The organism is Polaromonas sp. P1_E12, assembly GCF_056405975.1.
The window spans coordinates 1-20,226 of record NZ_JBFUBB010000011.1; the positions used below are offsets into that span (position 1 = coordinate 1).

Consider the following 20,226-nt stretch of genomic DNA (forward strand, 5'->3'; position numbering starts at 1 on the left):
CACAGGAACAATCGCCGAGAACATTGCGGGGCACATGCGTAATCCGGACATGAAGCGCGTCAGCGAATGTCTGAGATTTGTTGAGTTAGAAGAGGAGTTGCGAGCTCTTCCGCGAAGGCTTGAAACGCAACTTAGGCCCGGTGGCCGTCCACTAACGGGCGCTCAGGTTCAGCTCTTGCAATTGGCCAGAGCGCTTTATCGATCTCCGGCGGTGATTGTGCTTGATGAAGCGCTTTCGCTTGTTGACGATAAAACTGAAACAATTATTTTAGAGCGCCTGCGGAATGCTGCGATAACGGTTTTCTATTGCAGCGAGCGTACGCGGTACGAAGAATTTGACGCGAAATTTCGCTTGGTCAACGGCAAATTGGAGATGAACAAGGACGTATCGAGTGTGGATGGGACCAGAGTGGTTGCCAATGAGAGAAAGAAAGCGGTCAGACAGAATTTCAGCGGAGAGTTACACGCGGTCTCAAACAATGAGAAACGCCGCTAAGTTCGCACGATTGTCGAATATGCGCACTACCGGAGAGACGAATGATGATGCTTGACGAGAACGAAAAACGTCAGATGATAGCTATGCTCAGCCCGGCTCAGAAGCGCTTGCTGCTCGAGAAGGCGAGAATTAGGCTCAGTAATTCGGAGGCGGAGAAAGCCCCTACCTTCACTGAGCGAAGAGCTGAAAGCACGCTTTCGTACGCTCAGCGTGCGATGTGGCTGCACGAACAACTTAACCCAGGCTCGTCCGCGTACAACGTTTCGTTGACTTACCGATTTTCGGGGGTTCTCAATGTCTCGGCCTTGCGCACCGGCCTAGCAGTGGTAATTGAGCGTCATGCGATCTTGCGGAGCATATTTCCAAATGTCGGTGGTAAACCTCACGTGCAGCTGATTGCTGATCTAGAACCTGAATTGCTAATCTTGGATTTACGTCACATCGAGCAGGAGGATGTGAAATTTGAGGAGGCGAGCAGGACTGTAAGAAAATTTCACACTCGGCCGTTTGCGCTTGATAGGGCACCGCTTCTGAGGAGCTTGGTCATTCGACTGAGAGATGCCGAATTCATCTTGGCTTTTTCCTTGCCGCATCTGGCGTGCGACGGTGCATCTCTTCCAATATTTCTTCAAGAGTTGGGTGAGGCGTACCACGCCGCCGTGGCGGATAGAACGCCAGTATTGCCTTTGCTTCCAGCCCAGTATGGCGATTTCGTCCGTTGGCAAAATGACTGGCTTACAACCGGCGAGGCGCAACGGCAGTTGGACTACTGGAAGACACAGCTGGCGGATCTGCCTTCTATGCAGATGCAGCGTGGGCGGCCAGAAGAAAATTTGACGCTTGATTCTGGCGCGAGAGCTTTCATGGCTCTTTCCTCGAGGACAAGCTCCGGAATAGCCAGGTTAGCTTCTAACGAGGAGACGACCCATTTCGCAATTCTGTTGGCCGCTCTGAATGTCCTAGTGGGACGCTATTGCGGATCGGACGACGTCGTAATTGGAGCTCCCTTCGAGGGCCGAACTCAATCCAAATTTGAAAATCTTGTTGGGCCATTTATAAATCCATTGCCTCTTCGAACAGATATTTCGGGTGAACCAACGTTTAGAGAGCTTGTTCAGCGCGTAAAAAAAACGGTCATAGGCGCGCTTCAGAATCAAAACATGCCACTCGACAGAATACTTGCCGAAGTTAGGCCCTTGGGGGACGCAGCGAGAAAGCCACTATTTCAGATTTTTTTGAATAGATATCAACTTCCGGAGGCGGTGAAATCGTTCCCTGAATTGAGTCTAGTGGCGATTCCAAAAGAAAGATTCACACCTAAATTTGACCTCTCGCTATTTTTAGCAACTACGTCGGATTCGGCTTCGATTGCTGCGGTTTACAACAAGAATGTATTTGACGATGGCTATATCCATGGTTTTTTAAATCGGTTGTTGGAATTACTTGAGGAGATCGTGGAAGACCCAGATTTGCCAATTTCCACCTATCTTCCGGTAAGGGTCATCACCTCCGATCCGCGCGCCGCTCCCATTTCCACCTCGCCGCCTGCCTCGAGTTCCATTGACGATGCTTTTGAACGGATAGCTCAAATTGATAGCACTGCACCTGCGGTTATCGACGGGGAGTTGGTGATAACGTACGGCGAGCTACGTAGCCGAAAGGAGGTAATTCGAGAACGCTTAATCCAGAGCATAGGGAAAGAGCAGCTTGCAATCGGCGTCATGAGCAATAGCGATGTATTTGCCATTAGCGCGGTTTTAGGAGTGCTAGCTGCCCGCTGTCACTTCGTCCCTCTTGATCCCATAAACCCTGACGAAAAACTTCTCGAAATAGCGAAGACGTGTGAAATCAGTGTTGTTTTGGCATCTGATGTTTTTGCTAGTCGGGCACTTCAGCTATTTGAACCCACGATAAAGGTCATAAACCTCGCGAATCTTTCTGGCGAATTAGTCGCCGAAGGGGCTACTGAGCGTTGCGAGGTAGACCCCAATGCTGAGGCCTATATCTTATTTACGTCTGGGTCGACGGGCCGCCCGAAAGGCGTCGTACAGAGCAACGCAAATGCGGTACACCACGCCATAACATATGCCAAGTCTCTAGATCTACAAAAGAGCGATCGGGTAAGTCTTTTGGCATGGTTTGGTTTCGATGCAGGGATCATGGATATTTTTGGCGCACTACTCACCGGTGCTGCAGTAGTGCCATTGCGGCTTCGTGAAATCAGCTTTTCAGGGGCTGCACAAGTTATTTTTGATCGGAATGTGACAATCCTCCACCCCACTCCTACGGTATTCAGATATCTGGTTAAAGCTCTTGGGCCGGACTTCAAATTCTCGAATGTGCGAGCTGTGATCCTGGGAGGCGAGGAAGCTTTGGCAAGCGATTTTGAATTGTTTAAGAAACATTTCGTCGACGGTGCGCTATTGGTGAACGGCTTGGGCCCTTCGGAATCTACGTTAGCCCTTCAACATCGTATGGGCAGAACCTATGAACCAAGCAACGGAATACTTCCCGTGGGATTTCCAGTCGATCAGACAGAAGTCCTGTTGTTAAACCGTAGTGGGCAAGAAGTAGGTTTGTTTGCACCAGGTGAGATTGTGATTAAGAGCCGCTATGTAGCGCTTGGATATTACAAGTCTCCTGAGCAAACGCAACGAGCTTTCTCTACGGATTTACTGAAGCCCGATGTCCGGTTGTACCGAACAGGTGATTTTGGACGTCGCCTTGAGGACGGTTCAATTGAATTTGTCGGCAGAGCCGATCGGCAAGTAAAAATCCGGGGTATGAAAGTGGATCTCCTAGAGATACAGTCAACGCTTTCTGGTTACGAAGGCGTTTCCCAATGTGCCGTAGTACTTGAGGATGCAAGTGAGAAGCTTAACCAAAAATTACTTGCATATTGCACAGTTGTAGCTGACGTAAGTCCTATTCAACTGCGAACATTTCTCCGCGCCAAGTTACCTGAGCATATGGTGCCGAGTGAGATTGTTGTCGTAGAGAATCTTCCTCTGTTGCCTAATGGGAAATTGGATCGTCGTGCCCTTCCAAAGCCGCCACCTCTGGTCACTAAAGAACCCCCTAGAACCTCGCGCTCCTATATAAGCACGACCGAGAGAACTATTGCGGAAGCATGGGTTGCGGTGTTAGATGGTCGCTCATTCGACCATGACGACAATTTTTTTGACGTAGGCGGTCATTCTCTTCTATTCGCAGAGATGTTCTCAATCCTAGACCGACGCTTGCCTAAAGAATTTACGCTGGTCGATTTGCTGCGTTATCCAACCGTCTCTTCGTTTCACGACTTCATTGTGTCCTGATACTTTGAGGTAATTCGCGTCATATATAAGGAGGTCGACATGAAGTCAGAAGTTGATGATCAGTCCGTGGCAATTATCGCAATGGTTGGTTCGTTTCCTGGTGCGTCGACGACAGATCAATATTGGGAAAATCTCCTTGCCGGGAGGGAAACGATCCGGCAATTCACACCTGCGGAGCTACTATTAGCGGGAGTAACGCCAAGTCGTTTAGAAAACCCAAATTACGTGCCGGCGCGCGGAACGCTTCAAAATACCTCCGGTTTTGACGCTGATTTCTTCGGTTACTCTCCGTCAGAGGCCGATGCGATGGATCCGCAGCATCGAATTTTTCTGGAGCACGCCTGGCTCGCAATGGAGGAGTCCGGTTATGCCGGTTGGAAAGAGGGAAATATTGGTGTTTTTGGTGGAACGGGATACAACCAATATTTTGCTAACAACGTTGCCCCGCACGGCGAAACCCTGGAGGGTCACAGCACTTTCGACATGGCGCTGGCGAGTGATAAAGACCATTTGGCAACGCGTATTGCCTATAAGCTAAATTTATCCGGCCCAGCTGTGACTGTGCAAACAGCGTGTTCTACGTCGCTCGTCGCCGTATGCATGGGCGTACAAAGTCTCATTACGAAAGATTCCGACATCGTATTGGCCGGTGGTATCTCTATTGCCATCCCGGAAATTAGAGGCTACCTATTTCAACAGGGCGGTATTCTTTCTCCAGATGGGAAATGCCGACCTTTCGATCAAAGTGCGCGCGGCACGGTGTTCAGCAGTGGCGTAGGAATTGTGRTTCTAAAACGCCTCAAAGAGGCACTGCAAGACCGAGACTCGATTTATGCAGTCATCCGAGGTGCGGCGACTAACAATGACGGATCCCAAAAACTAGGCTATACGGCCCCCAGTGTTGATGGGCAGCGCGAGGTCATCAGAAAGGCTCAAGCGAGAGCGTGTGTCTCACCCAAAGACATTAGATTTATTGAAGCACATGGTACAGCGACTCAGCTAGGTGACCCGATTGAATTTACCGCTCTTTCCGAGATATTCGCTTCAGCAGGCACTCAAAAATGCGCCTTGGGCGCGGTGAAAGCCAACATTGGGCACTTGGGATGTGCTGCTGGAATCGCAGGTTTAATCAAGGCTGCTTACGTTGTTAACACAGGGAAAATACCTCCACATCCAAACTTCCAATTTCCAAACTCGCAAATAGAGATCGAGAAAAGCCCGTTCTTCATAAATACAGAAGTAAAGGACTGGCCGAGTGACGAGGGAGACCGATATGCGGGAGTTAGTTCATTTGGAATAGGTGGTACCAATGCGCATGTGATTGTTTCCAGCCCGCCTTTGACTCTGGATCGGGCCGTAGGCCGGCGGGTATATGAAATATTGCCACTCTCAGCTAAGTCATCCGAACAAGTAAATAACGCACAAATTCAGCTGACTAATCACTTAAAGACTTCGACTCACTTACTTAGTGACATTGCATTCACCCTGCAGGTAGGCAGAAAGCACTTTGCGCATCGAAGCTTCACGCTACTTAGGAAAGACGGGAAAAAAAATACACCTGTCTTCACCGCAGTATCTGAAATAAGCCGTGCGCCGACTGTCGCCTTTATGTTTCCGGGGCAGGGGAGCCTAGCGGTCGGTGTTGCTGGCTCGCTGTATGACACAGAGAAAGTATTCAGAGAAGCATTTAATCACTGTGCAGAATTCTTTCAACGCGAGCTTCAAATTGACGTACGGGAGATTCTGTACGGTACAGGGGACCCGGGATGCCGCGGCGCACAGTTGTCACAAACCACAGTTTCTCAGCCTGCTACTTTCTCGATGTGCGTTGCATTGGCGGCACTTTGGCGTTCGTGGGGCGTTACTCCTTCGTATCTACTAGGACATAGCCTCGGTGAATACACTGCGGCGGTGCTAGCGGGAATTTTCTCCCTCGATGACGCTTTGCACATCATTTCCGCCCGTTGCAAAATAATGCAAAGGATGCCCGCTGGCTCCATGCTATCGGTCATGCTAAGTCCCCAAAAGTGCGAGGAATGGTTTCTTCGCTGGGGACTGGATTTGGACATCGCTGCGATAAATGGACCGAATCTTTGCGTTGTTGCTGGCCCAGAAGACCTGGTCGCCGAATTTCAAAATAAGCTTACGTTGGACGGAATTGCGTGCATTCCACTTAATACTTCGCACGCCTTTCACTCTCGTCTTATGACCGGCGCCGTGGAAGAATTTGCCGGAGTCTTGTCTGGCTTTCAGCTTTCCCCACCATTGATACCAATATTGTCAACTGTCTCGGGGACATGGATGACCGATGCTCAAGCGATGAGTCCCCAGTATTGGGCTGAGCACATAAGGATGCCGGTGAACTATGACGCGTGCTTTCAGGAACTGATGCGTTGCAGGCCGACAGCTCTGTTGGACATCGGGACCAGTGCTTCATTGCGCTTGGTTCAACACAACCCCGCCGCCAGTGACGCAATCATCATATCTTCACTATATGGAAATAGCGGACCCTCCGATGAAGAAGAAAGTCTGGCGCTGGCTGTTGGAAGGATGTGGGAACTCGGCGTCAAAATCRACTGGGAGAGTTACCGAGATGACGAGGATGTTGGGAGGGTTAAGCTTCCAAGTTACCCGTTTATATATGCGCGGCATTGGATTGAGCGTCCGAAAGCCCTGCTCGCCAAGGAGAAGGTGGGAGCGCCAGCGGCGAACAACACTGCATCGCCGCAGGTCAAGCCGAGGCTGTATACCGTGGGATATCGGCGTTTGCAGAACGTTAAACCGATGAATGAAGGGGCGCAGCGTTCAAGCACTTGGCTGGTCTTTAAAGATCAGAACGGGCTTGCCAACACCTTGCAATCCAGATTGCTGAGCGAGGGCGAAAAAGTGTGCGTCGTATCGAAGGCCATGGGATTTGCAAAATCTGGAAGCGATCATTTCACGGCTAGCCCACAAATTGAATCAGATTACGTTGAATTGATATCTGCGCTTGATTTCAGCAATGTGACTCTTTTGAATGTCCTCTATCTCTGGCCGCTCGACATCATTGAGTCCGGTACCGATGTCCACGACCTCAGTAGCTACGTTAATTTTCATGTCTTACTCTGGATCGGTAAAGCTCTCGAAAAAGTGAAGCCGGAACTTAAGATTCGTATTACTGTTGTAGTTTCTGGACTTCATCAGATTGATGAAAGAGACGTAATCAAGCCTGAATCTGCCTATATCGTCGGGCCGAGAAACGTCATTCCGCAAGAGTCCAAAACTATCGACATCAAAAGTATCGACATTTCCGACTCAGATCGGAAAGAAGATCTCTTCACCCTATCCCGCCGAGTCATAGAGGAAATTAATCTATGGCGAGATGTGAACGACGTCGTGATACGTGGCAGATTCAGTTGGACTCCCAGCCTTCAAGCGCTTCCCCGAGCAGAGCCCGATAGCGGCGGCGTGCTTGTTCATAAAGGAGTCTATGTAATCACTGGCGGGCTCGGGGGTATTGGGCGAACAATTGCGCGATTCTTATGCGAGACATATGGCGCCACTGTAGTGTTGCTAACACGCCGAACCGTTCCGCCTAGATCTCAGTGGGCTGATGCATCCGAATCAGGAAGCAACTTCGAAAACTTCGACGTGTTTCGTGAGCTCAATAATTTTGCAAAGCTTGGTGGCACTATCGAGGCCAAAACATTGGATGTCACGGATTGTGATTCGGTTGTTGCGATGATCGATGAAATCTCTGATACCTATGGACGAATCGCTGGCGTGATCCATGCCGCTGGCGTTCTGGGGGGAGGTCTTTTTAGCTCTCGAAAGGCGGAAGACGGGCGCGCGGTGCTTGCCCCTAAGGTGGAAGGCGCTCGCGCATTGCTTAGCGCATTCAAAGGACGCGCGCCAACCATCACTATATTTTGTTCTTCAAATGCTGCAATTCGTGGTGGCGTCGGACAAATTGAATACGTAGCAGCGAACGCCTACTTGGATGCCCTTGCTCTCTCGGAAAACAGCGATTCGGGTCGCATTATTTCCATTAATTGGCCCGTGTGGTCCGAAGTAGGCATGGCCGTAAATTATTTCAATGCTCAATCTACGGCTAAACAGCTCCGAGATAATTTATTAACAAAGGGGCTCACCAACCAGGTAGGAATCGATGCATTTTGCCGTGCTTTGTCTTACGGTTTACCACGTATTTGCGTATCTAGATCCCCTATTCAATTTCAATATACCAAGCGCGTTGCAGCCGTTAGTCAATCGATGCTAGACGTAATTCATACTCCGGCTACTAATTCAAGATTGGCCCATCCCCGACCGAAGATTGGCACCGAATTTGTGGCACCTCAAGGGGAAACACAGGAGGAGATGGCTGCACTTTGGGCGCAGGCTCTAGGTCTTGCAGAGGTAGGAGCAAACGATAACTATTTCGCGCTTGGTGGCCATTCGCTAATGGCTGTTCGACTGACATTTCGTATAAGGGAAAAATTTCATGTGGACTTTTCGCTGCAAGATCTATTTGTGGCTCCGACGGTAAAAGATAGTGCGGAAGCAGTCTTGCTGAAGCAACTCGACAATCTTTCGTCGACCGATTTAGCTGAGCTGTTCGGAGGTGTTGTGACAGCGGAGGTTTGATAAACATGTCGCGAACTTGCAATAAACACGCGCATCCTATGTCGATAGGACCGGATGAGCGGACCTTTCCTTTTGACAGGTAGTGCTTTTGATGAAACAAGATCATCCTGATATGCCTATCGTCCCAATGGACGTCGATGCTAACTCGAGGCTAAATGACTCAGAAGTCCTGCTGGTACCGCCGGTATCCCTCAGATGGAGTGCAACTGTATCCGCCATTTTGATTTTGGGTTTTGCAATACTTGTCACTACATGCAGCTATACCCGACGGGAGAGTGTCAAAGGACGTCTGCTATATGCAAGCGGATCCGCAAAAGTTTATACACCGCAGGATGGCGTTGTCTCGAAGATGCTTATTCGCGAGGGTGAGACAGTTCAAAAGGGACAACAGCTAGCCGTAATTACAGTTGACATAAACACTCAGGAAAAAGGGGAAACGCGTTCATCAATTGAGCGTCAATTGTCTCTCCGGAAATTTAGTCTAGAGGCGGAAAAGCTCCGTACAACAACGATTTTTGATCAAGAGCGAGATGCTCTTATCCGCCGTATTGACGACCTGGAACGTGCTCGGGCTGAGATCCGATTGGAAATTCAGTCATATGTTTCACAGGTGGGGCTTAGCGAGTCAATCGCCAAGCGCTATCAAGATTTGACCGCACAAGGTTTCGCCCCCCCCCAGCAAACAGATGAAAAGGTGCAGGCTTATTTTCAAAAAATTTCTGAGCTGCACAAACGCAGACGGGACGCCGCAAATTTAGATAGAGATTTTTCAGCACTCGCGGTGGAACTAAAGAATCTTCCAGAGAAAGTCAAAAATCAACTGGCTAGCATTGAGAGATCAATTTCGGAACTTGAGACTTTGTCAGTGGATAACGAATCCAAAAGAGAGCTCATTGTATTGGCGCCTCAACCAGGACGAGTCACAGCGGTGCTGGCAGTGGCCGGCCAAATGTCTGCAAAAGATGCACCGCTATTGACTATTTTGCCTTTGAACGCTGATCTTGAAGCGGAACTCTATGTTCCAAGCAAGAGCATCGGTTTCGTTAATTCTGGCCTGCACGTACTGCTTCGTTACGAGGCCTATCCGTATCAAAAATTTGGAGAGTATGGTGGAACTATTAGCGAGGTTGCGTTGACCTCGTTAACCCCGGGAGAGCTCAAGATCCCGACGGACCCGACTGCTACTTCTTTTTATAAAGTGCGAGTCAAATTGGATCAGCAAATCGTAAACGCGTATGCCAGACCGACATCCTTGCAAGATGGCATGGTTCTCGACGCGGATATCCTTTTGGATAAGAGGGTACTGTATGAGTGGGTATTAGAGCCGGTGTTCGGTGTGCGGGGCTATTTGTGATCGAGAAATTTCATGCAAGACACCATCCAGAATCTAATCTCCCGATTAAAAGCCGCAGGTATTAAGCTAACGTTCAAAGAAAAAAAGGTACAAGCGTCTTCGCCTAATGGACCAATCAGCCCGGAGTTGTCAGATGAAATTACCGCGAATGAAGCGAGTTTATTTCTAATTTTCAATAAATATCTCGCAGCTGAATCTCATTCCAATCGGGGTGGGCTCGGGCCCAAAGATTCTGCAACGTTTCCGTTATCGCACGCTCAACTCAGGTTCTGGTTTTTGGAAAAACTGAAGCCGGGAAGTAATAGATACAAATTAGTACTGCTCCGCGACATCGCCGCTGAGGTAGACGCTAAAGTGCTGCTGCAGGCCGTGTCGGAGATTACGAGGAGGCATAGTTCGCTAAGAACTGTTTTCAATGATCAGAGGGTGCCACCGGTCCAGGTGGTATTGGATGCCGATGCGGTTCCAGTCAATTTGAGGCAAWGTGACTTAAGCGCATTGCCCGAGTCGGAACAGAACGTTTGCTTGGATCAAATTACACGAGCCGAAACCAACGAAGATTTCAAGTTCGCCGAAAGGCCAGCATTCCGATTGCATTTGGTCAAACTCGCTGAGGACCACTTCACTCTGATCGTTGCGATGCACCATCTAATCTCAGATGGTTGGTCAGTTAATATTTTTTTTAGAGAGCTAGTGACTATTTATGATGCGCTCGTTCGCGGGCGTGCTTCATCCTTAAAAGCATTGCCCTCACAGTATTCCGATTTCGTTAGATGGCAACACAATCGACTTGATCCCGCTAGCTACAACGAGCTACTTCGTTATTGGCAGGCGATTTTTAGAGATATCCCTGATCGATTGCAATTACCAAACGATGGCTCCATTGCTTCACCGGAATATAAGGGAGCCGCATTTAGATGGTCAGTACAGCCCCGAGTGATGAGGGATGTCTCGGGGGTTGCTAGGATAACCGAGTGCACTCAGTTCATTGTTTTGCTGGCTGCGTACGCGATAGTTATCGCCAGGTTTACCGGGCGAGAGGACTTATGCATTGGAACTCCAGTAGCAGGACGGAATGCTGCTGAGTTTCTTCCTCTCATCGGGTGTTTTGCCGATACGCTCCCGCTTAGGATTGCCGTAGATCCTTCCAAATCGTTTCGCGAGAATTTACTTGGTGTTCGCGAGGTGGTGTTCGGCGCTCTTGCTCATCAGGAAATGCCTTTCAACAGCTTGGTCGAGGCGTTAAACCCGCCTCGTGATGACGAGTCGTCTCCGATATTTCAAGTCCTGTTTGCGCTACATACAGAAAAACGATTTTCTACTGTCCCACGAGTTGGATTAGGTAGGGTCTTTAAAGCTAGACGCAAAGATTCAGTCGCGCCGCGCTATGAAATCTCCCTGGATATGTATCCAAACGGAGGTGGTGGTCTTGCAGCAGTCGCAGAGTACAACGAAGGCCGCGTTAGCAGTGGAACTCTTACTAACTTAATGGAGTGCATGGGGCGGTTGATAGAAAAGATACCGACGCACCTAGATAAAGCGCTGAGCGAAATTGATATCTCAAGCGTCGATGATCACCTGGTGTTCCAGGGACAGCTGGTTGAAACCAGAAGACCATTCGATGGTCATTCCACTCCCTATAAATTATTTCTTGCGCAGGCTCAAGAGCACCCTGATTTGATTGCGATCGAAGATGGGAACCTGAAGATTAGCTACCGAGCCTTAATGGCTGAGATATCCATCGCCGCGGATGGAATGCGGAAGCTCGGGATCGGAGAGGGGCATTTAGTCGCTGTCGTTCTAGACCGCTCAATTGAACTCATCACAGCACTCCTGGCTGTTTGGAGTACTGGCGCTGCGTACTTGCCATTAGATCCAATTCACCCACCGCAAAGACTTGCGGCAATGCTGCTAGATGCAAAACCGGCAGCAATACTGTTCGATAGTGGTTTTTTGAAATCTGGTTTGCTTGGAGTCGAGGATAGGTATCCACTTAGCGAAAAAATTCATGTCGCTATATGGCCTGATCGCATATCGAGCCCAGTGCCGCTATTCGATCGCTCCGCTGCTTACGCCATCTATACCTCTGGGTCGACAGGTACTCCGAAGGCTGTTGTGGTTACACATCCATCACTTGTAAACCTAGTCCAACACATGAAAAGGGAGCATTCAGTCAGTATCGATGACGTTGTACTTTCCGTGACCTCTCCGTCATTCGATCTCGGTGGCTTAGATATTTTTTTGGCACTTTGCTGTGGGGGTCGGCTCGTTCTAGCAAGTCGACCGCTTTCCATGGATGCACCGAGGTTATTGCGCTTAATAGAGGGCAGTGGCATAACCATACTACAGGCAACCCCAGCCACCTGGGGAATGTTGAAAGCTGCTTGCGATCGAGAAATTAGCCTGGCGCAGAGGGCCACTCCAAATATACGTGTCGCCATTTGTGGTGGAGAAGCCCTCAGCCAGAAATTGGTTCCCTTTCTTTGCCATTTTGCATGCGAGGCATGGAACTACTACGGTCCAACCGAAACCACTGTTTGGTCAACGGCGCAAAGATTGAGCGAAACCGAAGTTTTATCTATAGGCTGTCCAATATCCAACACGCAGGTTCTGATAATGGACTCTGCAGGAAATATTTTGCCGCTCGGTGCAATTGGAGAACTTTGGATCAGTGGGGCCGGAGTGGCGCTTGGATACTTGAATCGGTCCGAGCTTACTGCGGAGAAGTTTGTGACCGCATCTATCCTTGATGGTAATCACAGATTTTATCGGACGGGGGATATTGGACGCTATCGAGACGACGGTACGTTACAGCTTATCGGACGAAATGATAGGCAAACAAAAATAAGAGGATTCCGGGTTGAGCTGGAAGAAATTGAATCTGCATTGGGAACAATTGAAGGTGTGGGGAATGCATGCGTGAGACAGGAAACAAACGAAACTGGCGCGAGTGGTTTAAGCGGATTTGTTGTTCCATCCGGTTCGATGGATAGCGTGGATGCCCAGACGATACGGCACAAGTTGGGAGAGCTTCTACCTCAATATATGGTGCCTGATGTCAYATATCTAGTACCCAAGATATGTCTTACAGTTAACGCGAAGGTTGACTGGGTAGCTACAAAGCTCGGAGCCCTAGCCTCTGCTGGTCGAGATGACTCGCTCTCTGGCACTCCGCTGACACCGACCGAAATTGCTTTACGTGATATTTGGAGTCAGCTACTCAAGACTGAATCCGTGTTTTCAAATTCTGATTTCTTTTCTCTGGGTGGTCATTCTTTACTGGTGCTGGAATTGCTAGCTCAGATCGAGAAGGGGTTTGAAATTGACATAGATCTTTCGACTCTATTTCGCTACAGCACATTAGGCAGCATGGCCTCCCGCATCGATCTTGCTTTATCTATAGCCTCCTCTTCTCGAAGGCTGGCAGAGGAAAGCGGTGAAAAGCCAAAAAAATCTATAGAAGTTGGAGAGTATTTGACGCTTAGTCAGCGAACACTCTCGTCTGAACTTATCTCGTCACATCAACATGTTTTCCATGTACCTCTGGCAACGGAAAAAGTGATGGAATATATCTATGCAATCCTAGGAAAACTAGAGTCTAGACATCCCATACTTGCAATGATTTTGACTTGGAATAACGGCGAGGTCTTGCTCGTGCCTGGAGATGATGCGGTGAACGTGAAACACCGGCTTCTAAATTATGAGTTGCAAAAGAGAGATGGCGCATCTGACCAAGCAGACAAGAGGCCGCTGAGTCTATGCGACGTCGGCTTATACGATTTAACCTACCTTCCGTCATTTCCGAATTCTAAGTTTGGAGCGCTTCAATTTCGACTAGACGCTACTTTCCTCGACCATGAGTCCTGTAGCATTATTCGACGGAGCTTTAATAAAATCGCTGATTCGATACAAGAAGATGGCATGACAATGCCAAGCTCTTTCACGGAAAATAACTTTCTGGAATACTTAGACAGACGACGTTATAGAGCTGAAACCGAAGCGGAAGCATACTGGACAAAAAAAGGGGCCCAAGTTTCACCTATCTTGGACTTTGGAGGAACTCGACCAGAGTTTTTTACAAAAAGAGCCAAGCGGGTCTTCCGTACGTTAACGGCGGCAGAGGCCGAGCCTTTGCATAAGTCTGCAGCTGATTACGGATGCTCGATTTCCCAAATTGTCTTAGCTGCATTTGGACTGATTCTCGGGAGATCGACTGATAGAGACGAAGTAGCAATTGCAATGCAAACTTCCCGTAGAACTGGAAGTCATCTTGCTGATGCTGTCGGGGTATACCAGTCGCAGTTTTATGTAAATTTGCGGCTTGGCGACGACCCCTCCCTGAGCAGTTGTATTTCCTTAGCGACGGCAGAGTTTCGGGAGGCACTTTCCTTTTCGGCGGCACCACCAGCCGTGGTGTGGGGGCCTATTCCAAGAAGACCCTCCCGGTCTTATGGCTCTCCCATCAGTGCTTTCTATTTGCATAACGAAATGGAAAGCGATGCCATCCGCTTTCCGACCATTAACGGCTCAACAGCTTGTGATCTAACATTGGTTACGCAACAAGTTAAGGGCAAAAAAGATATTGGGTTTTCACTCAAATATTATTCGGATGCGATTTCGATGCCTGTTGCGGATGGTCTTATCGATAGCGTGGTTGGGATGTTAAAAGTTGGATAATCTAAAGTTCGACGGATATCGTCTGAATTAGAGACCATACGGCGGATCCCTACTGGTTAAGTCCTTACGCGCCGCTAATCCGATCGCGGAAAATTCGTGCGTGGCTTTGTCAGCAGTGAGGGTTACGGTTGATTCCTCCTACCATCGCACGCGCGAGATCTCTTCGTCCACTACATCGAGGAATATGTCCGACCTCTCTTCGGGCGTCAGCGTGTCATATTCAGGTGGCATACCCCCTAGCAGCATTTCGATGGGAGTCAGACCGGCATATATCTTCTGCGGGCTCCGCAGGAAACTCCAGAGCAGGGTCGAGTTGACATCGGCCTCAAGGTATTTCTGGATGATTTGCTTCAGCAGCGACTTGTCCAGGCGCTCATTGAGCTGAAACGCAGGATAACGCCGGTCATCGACTCGGGCTGGCGAGGAAAGGAAAATGAATTCGCCGACGACCGCACGCTCATAAATCGCCTCCGGCGAACACTTCAGATGTTCTGCCATCTCCTGGGCTGTCAGCACGCCGTATAGATGTGCAAAGCGGCCACGATTCTCGCTGCCGATGGGTGGTTGAGGAGGTTCGACATCTGGTCCAGTCATGACATGTCCTTTCGCTCGCGCAGCAGCTGGCGCAACCGGCGCTCATCCGCGGCTACAAATCCCGTTGCTGCATTGATGACCATCAAGTTGTTGTTGAAAGGACGAAACAGAAACGCCTTATCGTCCAGGGCGAGCCAGTGTTGGCTGTACGGCCGGTTTGCACGAAGCCAGGCGATGCACTCCCATTCCCGCGGGTACAGCTCCAGGCCATCCGGAAACTGTCGAGGGTCCAGATCCTTGGAGTCAGGCGTGACTCCGACGATGCGCTCTGATATGTCGTAAGAAAAATAATGCTTCAGGGTGTCGCCTGCAGAGTCCAATGGAAAGCGAAGGCGCCAGGTTGTTGTCAACACGATGTCGACTTCCGGGAAATCACGCAGGATTTTCTGGAGCCGATCGCGGTTACAAAACCTGCTCTCCCTATCGCAAACGTCTGGATGGAGGACGCCATCGAAGTCAAGAAACAGGGTCATATATTCCTTACTGGTGTCCATCGGTTGTCTCGTGATCCGCGTTAGGTGCTCGCGGAACACGTCTTCATCGGACGGCATGAATCCGACGCCTTTATTGATCGGCATAAGGTTGACGCTGCCGGGTGAGAACCACCAGGCGCGGTCATCTAAAGCCATCCATGGAGTCCAGGCTGGCCGATTCGATTTAAGCCATTTCAGGCATTCGGCCTCGCGCGGGTAGGGCAGCGGAGCCAGACCTCGCGATTCACGCCGGCCTAAAAATGGCGTGACTCCGATGACCCGTGAGGCGATGTCTGGGGAAAAATGCCGGCGCATGTTCGATACAGCAACCGCTTCACCTTCATTGAACCAATCGAGGCGCCAGTCTGAGGAAATGACGATTTCGACGGAAGGGAAGTCCCGCAGGATTGCTTCCACGAGAGGGAGCTGAGACAGCTTCTTTTTATTCAGGAGTCGCTCCGGATGCAGCACCCCGTCGAAGTCAAGAAAGAGAATCGGGCTCATGGCGGCGCGTTCTTGAAAACGTCCAGGTATTTTTGCCGGAAGTCCCGCTGCGCATCCAGCTCGCCGGGGACGATCACGGTGGCGTTTCCGTCCGCGTTGATGGCGGTAATACCCCGCAAGCCAACGCCGAAACTCCTGAAGCCCTGCTGACCCCATCGGTCGGAGCTATCCAGGTTATCGTGGTGGTGCCCATGCACTGTCACCTTGGCACCCATGCTTTGCGCCAGGGTGTCCAGGATTTCAAAGCCGTTGTTGTGATAGCCCGGAGCTTCGTGGGTGACGAGAATGTCCGCCTGCATCAAGGACAAACGATCCAGCTCGTCCGGATAGATGGTGGACCAGTGTTGGCGCGGTACGTCCCCTTGCCACCGGTCCTGCGAGGGCGTCACCCCGGCATGCTCCTGGCGATTGCGAAATTTTGGCGGTGTAGGCAGGCTGGGATACCAGACGCTTTCCCGGAATATGCCACCCAGGCCGGCGATCAGCATGCCGTTGGGCAAAGCCTCCACCCGGCCATCGAGGTTTCGGTCTGCCAGCTGGCTGCCCCAGAGGTGGTTCCAGTTGCGCTCGCTGTCGGTGTCATGATTGCCGTGGATGTACCAGAGCCTGTCGGCAATCGGTGCCAACTCCTCGTGCAGCGGGCGCCCCGGCTCTAGGTCTCCCAGCAATATGACGGCTGATGCGAGCAACTCATCCGCGGCTCGCCGGATGTGGTCGAACCTCCCGTGCGGGTCGCCGCAGAACAAAACGATATCGCCAGGGGTTGTTTTCACAGCACTTTGAGCTCCCCAAACCTGGGATGACTTTGACCTACTGTTTTGGAAGCATGGCGCCAACACGCCAACTCACCATTCCTTTGTAGGCGTCGGGCTTGCCTTCATACGCCTGGTCTACCGCGGCCTGAAGGGTTTTCACCCATCTTTGGAGGTGGGCAATGAACTGGCTCTTGACGGGATCGGCTGCAATTTCCGCTTTGCTCCAGCCACCGGTGAAGCCTTCGGAATCCGGGAAGATGTCAAAGGTCACGTCAAGCTTCTTTGAGTTCATTCCGTCTCGGAGAACCCCAACACGAATGGCCTGTTTCTGAAGAGGGGCCGCATTTTGGGGTTGCGTGATGTCGGGTGTCGCTCCAGGCTGATACTTGTTTACAGAGACAAACGCGCAGTTGGTGCCGCGGGTGAACGTCGGTTGTTCAGCACTCAGCACGACGCCGTAGATGTCCTGCGCGCCGGCGCCCCCACCACACGGGGTTGGGTTCGTCCAGGAAGTGTGCTTCTTGTTCTCGGCGTGGGAAACCCGCACGCTCTGAACGTCACGCACTACACCTTTCTCAATCCGCACGAAGTTGGTTCGACTGACAACATACTCGCCCGTGCTCGGGTTGTCCTTATTCAGCAAGCCTTTGGACGGCGTCGCAGACAGGAGTGTCCATCCCGCGCCAGGCAGCCAGATCTGGTAGCCCCCAGCCGTCAGGGTTGCGGTTTGCAGCCTGCCGGCCACCGCATCGGCTGACGCTCGATGTTCGGTGCTGCTGAAAACGTACAGTTCTTGGGCTGTGGCTGAAAGCGATGCTGCAGCAAGTAGGGCAATGGCAACGCGGCGTTCGAAGGGTTTTTTCATGCGGGTCTTTGCAAGAAGTAAGAGGCTGCTTGGTGTGCGGGCCCTTTTGCACGTACCCATGGATCAAAGGTATGCATAAGGATTCAGGTACGGTGATGGAGAGCTATTGCTGCAAAGGAAAAGTGCGGTGGAGAACTTTTTTTCGTAGCCGCTCGACTGGTGTGTCTAGCATTGAGTCAGCATATGTGACCCCATCGGCCGTCTCATAAATTTCGACTAATTGCCCAGGTTCCGATGGCTCTTCAGCCCTCCAGACCGCCCGCAAATGTTCCATCTTCCAGAGGTTGGTTCCGTTTACGTGACCTGGGGTCACGATAAATACCGAGTCAAGCTGTAGTTGGCTTGTCACCTCCATTTGGGCCAATCCCTCGACGTCGGCAATGTTGGAAACCAACATCGTCCGGCTGAGTCGGAAGGAATCGCTGTCGTCGAAGGAGTCAGATTGACTAATCGAAACAAGAAACCATGATCGCGGGAGAGCAAGTTCCGCTGCCTTCCAATGCGTCAAGCCGTCCCCAAAAAGATTAAAAAATGGTGCTTTGTTTTCTTCGTAGGTAACGAACATATAAAAAACTTATGGCTTCTTGCCGCATAGATAACCGACTTGTTCGGGGCGATCTGGCGTATCCACGCAATGCCTTCGACGCCAGATGAATGTCACCGGCCAGCGCAACCATGTCAGCGATTGCGACTGTTTCTGATCGGGTCAAAGTTGGAGAAATCCACACGTCACACCTTCGGTGAATTGACTGGCGAGCGCCGTCACCTAATCCTCTTCCTCGAACGGTTCGGTCTGAATGCCTTCGAATGTATTAATAGATCTAATTTGTTGTTTGGCAACAAATTAGATCATTCTACATATGGCGTCGATTGTCAACACTTTGATCCGTATCAAAGGATGTGATGTGCGACGCAAGAAAAGGGAATTTCCAGAAGACTTTCGACGAAGATTGGGCGGCGCTATTGCGGAACGGCGCAAGCTAAGCAAGCTGACGCAAGATGATCTGGCCGGCTTGGTGGAAGTCGATGCAGAAACCGTTTCCCGGTTTGAACGTGGAATTTCTCTGCCTTCGCTTGAACGTCTATGGGTCATTGCGGATGCGCTTGATGTCGGCATGAGCGACCTGTTGGTAGCAACAAGCACGTTGCCAAACGATCAAGCTCGTAGGCTTGCATCAATCATTGACGGGTTGACTACCGCAGATCAACGATTGCTGATGGAGTTTGCTCAGCTGCTTCAAAGGCGATAGCGAGCTGTGCCGCTCACCATGTGGGCATCAAACTTCCCATATGCGCCTACAAACGCAGAGATAGCCAGCCAAATACTCGCTGCCCAATTATTGCGTATAAGATATCTAATACGCTAGAAATTCTCATCATTATTGGTCGAAAAGTATCTAATGATATGATCGGCGCTGATATGAGTACGCTCTCAATAGCCGCACAGCGGCAATTTCCGCAGTCCCAGTCTGGCCTCTTCTGTGAGGCTTTGATGCCTTATCTACCAGTCAGAGAAGGTCCGTCATCGACCAGGTACGGACCTGTCGAATTGAACGACTGTCCAAATCAAGCGCACCTTTTCGTCTCTACCGGTCCAGAGTGGTTTTCACCTACCCGTACGGCCTACGGCAAAGAGCTGGGCCGGCGACTTGAGCGTTGGAAAATCGGTAGATGAAAAGTGCCTTCGCCGCGGAATGCGTAGGAATGACACGCCAACACGCCATGCGACGGCCGTACGCCCGCTCGCGCCAGTTGACGGCACATTTCAACAATTGCTTGCCATGCCTCTAAGTCGATCAAAGGAAAGCGAAAGCCCGCGTCTACTGTCGACGCGGGACTTTCACGCTGCGGGAATTTCGATCGCGGATTGGGCGCGTGAAAGGAAATTCAACGTACGTCTTGTCTACGCAATAGTACGAGGTGAGCGGAAATGTTTGCGCGGCGAGAGCGCCCGTATAGCCAAGGAGCTCGGGATGAAATAGCCTCAGATCACAGTTCACCTGTTGCTGAGTTCGTGAGAAGCGAACCGCCAAAACACAGGGCCAGGCAACCTCTCACAGCGCCTGGCCCCTTCATCCATCGGCACAAACCGAGTGATTAGCACCATCTACTGTATCGGCGTGTTCATCGCCGGTCAACTCTTCGTTTGTGCCCTTTTATGCCCTCCTCGGAGGTCGGGAATTCGCACGCCCATACGGGATGCGAATCGCTAAACGACTGGCAAATAGCCAGCAGAAAGAGTTGCATGCGCAAGAAGAAAGAGCCACACATACTGGGGCGCGCCCACAGTTTCGCGCCCCGGGTGGCCGAAACTATTCAGATGCTGGTATTGCGAGACTATGTGCGCCGGAACAGGCGGCTCCCGAAAATCATCAGCGTTGACAATGGCGCCGACTTTCGCTCCAAAGAACTGGAATGGTTCTGCAAAATCTACGACATTGATCTTCGCTTCCGCAGTCCTGGAGAGCCAAGGGGTGGGGCCATGATTGAGCGTCTGATCGGGGCAACGGAGGAAGAAGTGTTCGGCGTCATGGAGGGCAACACCCGCCAGATGGCGGATCCCCGTCT

General features: G+C 50.7%; 11 protein-coding genes and 2 pseudogenes. 8 read left to right on the forward strand and 5 right to left on the reverse strand.

The genetic code is table 11. The features are described 5' to 3' along the window. The 5 genes and pseudogenes from AC1D13_RS23030 to AC1D13_RS23050 all read left to right on the forward strand — a co-directional run. A pseudogene (locus AC1D13_RS23030) lies at positions 1-496 on the forward strand (hypothetical protein); the annotation flags it as partial. A 41-nt stretch (positions 497-537) separates the two neighbouring features. After that, the gene (locus tag AC1D13_RS23035) at positions 538-3,813 is read left to right on the forward strand and encodes a non-ribosomal peptide synthetase (protein WP_477690363.1); all 3,276 of its coding nucleotides are present in this window, start codon (positions 538-540) and stop codon (positions 3,811-3,813) included. 39 nt (positions 3,814-3,852) lie between these two features. Further along, complete coding sequence (locus tag AC1D13_RS23040) at positions 3,853-8,436, forward strand: type I polyketide synthase (RefSeq protein WP_477690364.1); 4,584 nt, start codon at positions 3,853-3,855, stop codon at positions 8,434-8,436. Positions 8,437-8,527: 91 nt separating this feature from the next. Then, positions 8,528-9,790, forward strand: a complete 1,263-nt coding sequence (locus AC1D13_RS23045; protein ID WP_477690365.1) for an HlyD family secretion protein — start codon at positions 8,528-8,530, stop codon at positions 9,788-9,790. A gap of 12 nt (positions 9,791-9,802) precedes the next feature. Next, positions 9,803-14,467 (forward strand): amino acid adenylation domain-containing protein, encoded by a 4,665-nt coding sequence (locus AC1D13_RS23050; RefSeq protein ID WP_477690366.1) that lies wholly within the window; start codon positions 9,803-9,805, stop codon positions 14,465-14,467. 138 nt (positions 14,468-14,605) lie between these two features. On the opposite strand, the gene AC1D13_RS23055 is transcribed toward AC1D13_RS23050, so the two are convergent. The 5 genes from AC1D13_RS23055 to AC1D13_RS23075 all read right to left on the reverse strand — a co-directional run bounded on the left by AC1D13_RS23055 (position 14,606) and on the right by AC1D13_RS23075 (position 18,223). Further along, entirely contained in the window at positions 14,606-15,061 is a 456-nt protein-coding gene (locus AC1D13_RS23055; RefSeq protein ID WP_477690367.1) for a hypothetical protein, read from the reverse strand. After that, positions 15,058-16,038 carry an HAD domain-containing protein gene (locus AC1D13_RS23060; RefSeq protein WP_477690368.1) on the reverse strand — a complete coding sequence of 327 codons (981 nt, stop codon included), beginning with the start codon at positions 16,036-16,038 and terminating at the stop codon, positions 15,058-15,060. Before AC1D13_RS23060 ends, AC1D13_RS23055 begins: the two co-directional genes overlap by 4 nt. After that, on the reverse strand, positions 16,035-16,811 hold the full coding sequence (locus AC1D13_RS23065) for a metallophosphoesterase family protein (protein ID WP_477690369.1): 777 nt from the start codon (positions 16,809-16,811) through the stop codon (positions 16,035-16,037). Before AC1D13_RS23065 ends, AC1D13_RS23060 begins: the two co-directional genes overlap by 4 nt. Before the next feature lie 37 nt (positions 16,812-16,848). After that, positions 16,849-17,658, reverse strand: coding sequence for a hypothetical protein (locus AC1D13_RS23070; protein WP_477690370.1), 810 nt, complete (start codon positions 17,656-17,658; stop codon positions 16,849-16,851). A 103-nt stretch (positions 17,659-17,761) separates the two neighbouring features. After that, positions 17,762-18,223, reverse strand: a complete 462-nt coding sequence (locus tag AC1D13_RS23075) for a hypothetical protein (protein WP_477690371.1) — start codon at positions 18,221-18,223, stop codon at positions 17,762-17,764. 295 nt (positions 18,224-18,518) lie between these two features. On the opposite strand from AC1D13_RS23075, the gene AC1D13_RS23080 reads away from it, so the two are divergent. From AC1D13_RS23080 to AC1D13_RS23090, 3 genes and pseudogenes are all read left to right on the forward strand, one after another. Then, positions 18,519-18,908 (forward strand): helix-turn-helix domain-containing protein, encoded by a 390-nt coding sequence (locus AC1D13_RS23080; RefSeq protein WP_477690372.1) that lies wholly within the window; start codon positions 18,519-18,521, stop codon positions 18,906-18,908. Between the two features lie 531 nt (positions 18,909-19,439). After that, complete coding sequence (locus tag AC1D13_RS23085) at positions 19,440-19,640, forward strand: helix-turn-helix domain-containing protein (protein WP_477690373.1); 201 nt, start codon at positions 19,440-19,442, stop codon at positions 19,638-19,640. 263 nt (positions 19,641-19,903) lie between these two features. After that, positions 19,904-20,226, forward strand: a pseudogene (locus tag AC1D13_RS23090) (hypothetical protein); the annotation flags it as partial.

Excerpts from the sequence above, each read along its gene's own strand:
- AC1D13_RS23035 (WP_477690363.1), top strand. The coding sequence starts at position 538 with ATGATGATGCTTGACGAGAACGAAAAACGTCAGATGATAGCTATGCTC.
- AC1D13_RS23085 (WP_477690373.1), top strand. The coding sequence starts at position 19,440 with ATGCCTCTAAGTCGATCAAAGGAAAGCGAAAGCCCGCGTCTACTGTCG.
- AC1D13_RS23055 (WP_477690367.1), bottom strand. The coding sequence starts at position 15,061 with ATGACTGGACCAGATGTCGAACCTCCTCAACCACCCATCGGCAGCGAG.
- AC1D13_RS23045 (WP_477690365.1), top strand. The coding sequence starts at position 8,528 with ATGAAACAAGATCATCCTGATATGCCTATCGTCCCAATGGACGTCGAT.
- AC1D13_RS23070 (WP_477690370.1), bottom strand. The coding sequence starts at position 17,658 with ATGAAAAAACCCTTCGAACGCCGCGTTGCCATTGCCCTACTTGCTGCA.
- AC1D13_RS23075 (WP_477690371.1), bottom strand. The coding sequence starts at position 18,223 with ATGTTCGTTACCTACGAAGAAAACAAAGCACCATTTTTTAATCTTTTT.
- AC1D13_RS23060 (WP_477690368.1), bottom strand. The coding sequence starts at position 16,038 with ATGAGCCCGATTCTCTTTCTTGACTTCGACGGGGTGCTGCATCCGGAG.
- AC1D13_RS23080 (WP_477690372.1), top strand. The coding sequence starts at position 18,519 with ATGGCGTCGATTGTCAACACTTTGATCCGTATCAAAGGATGTGATGTG.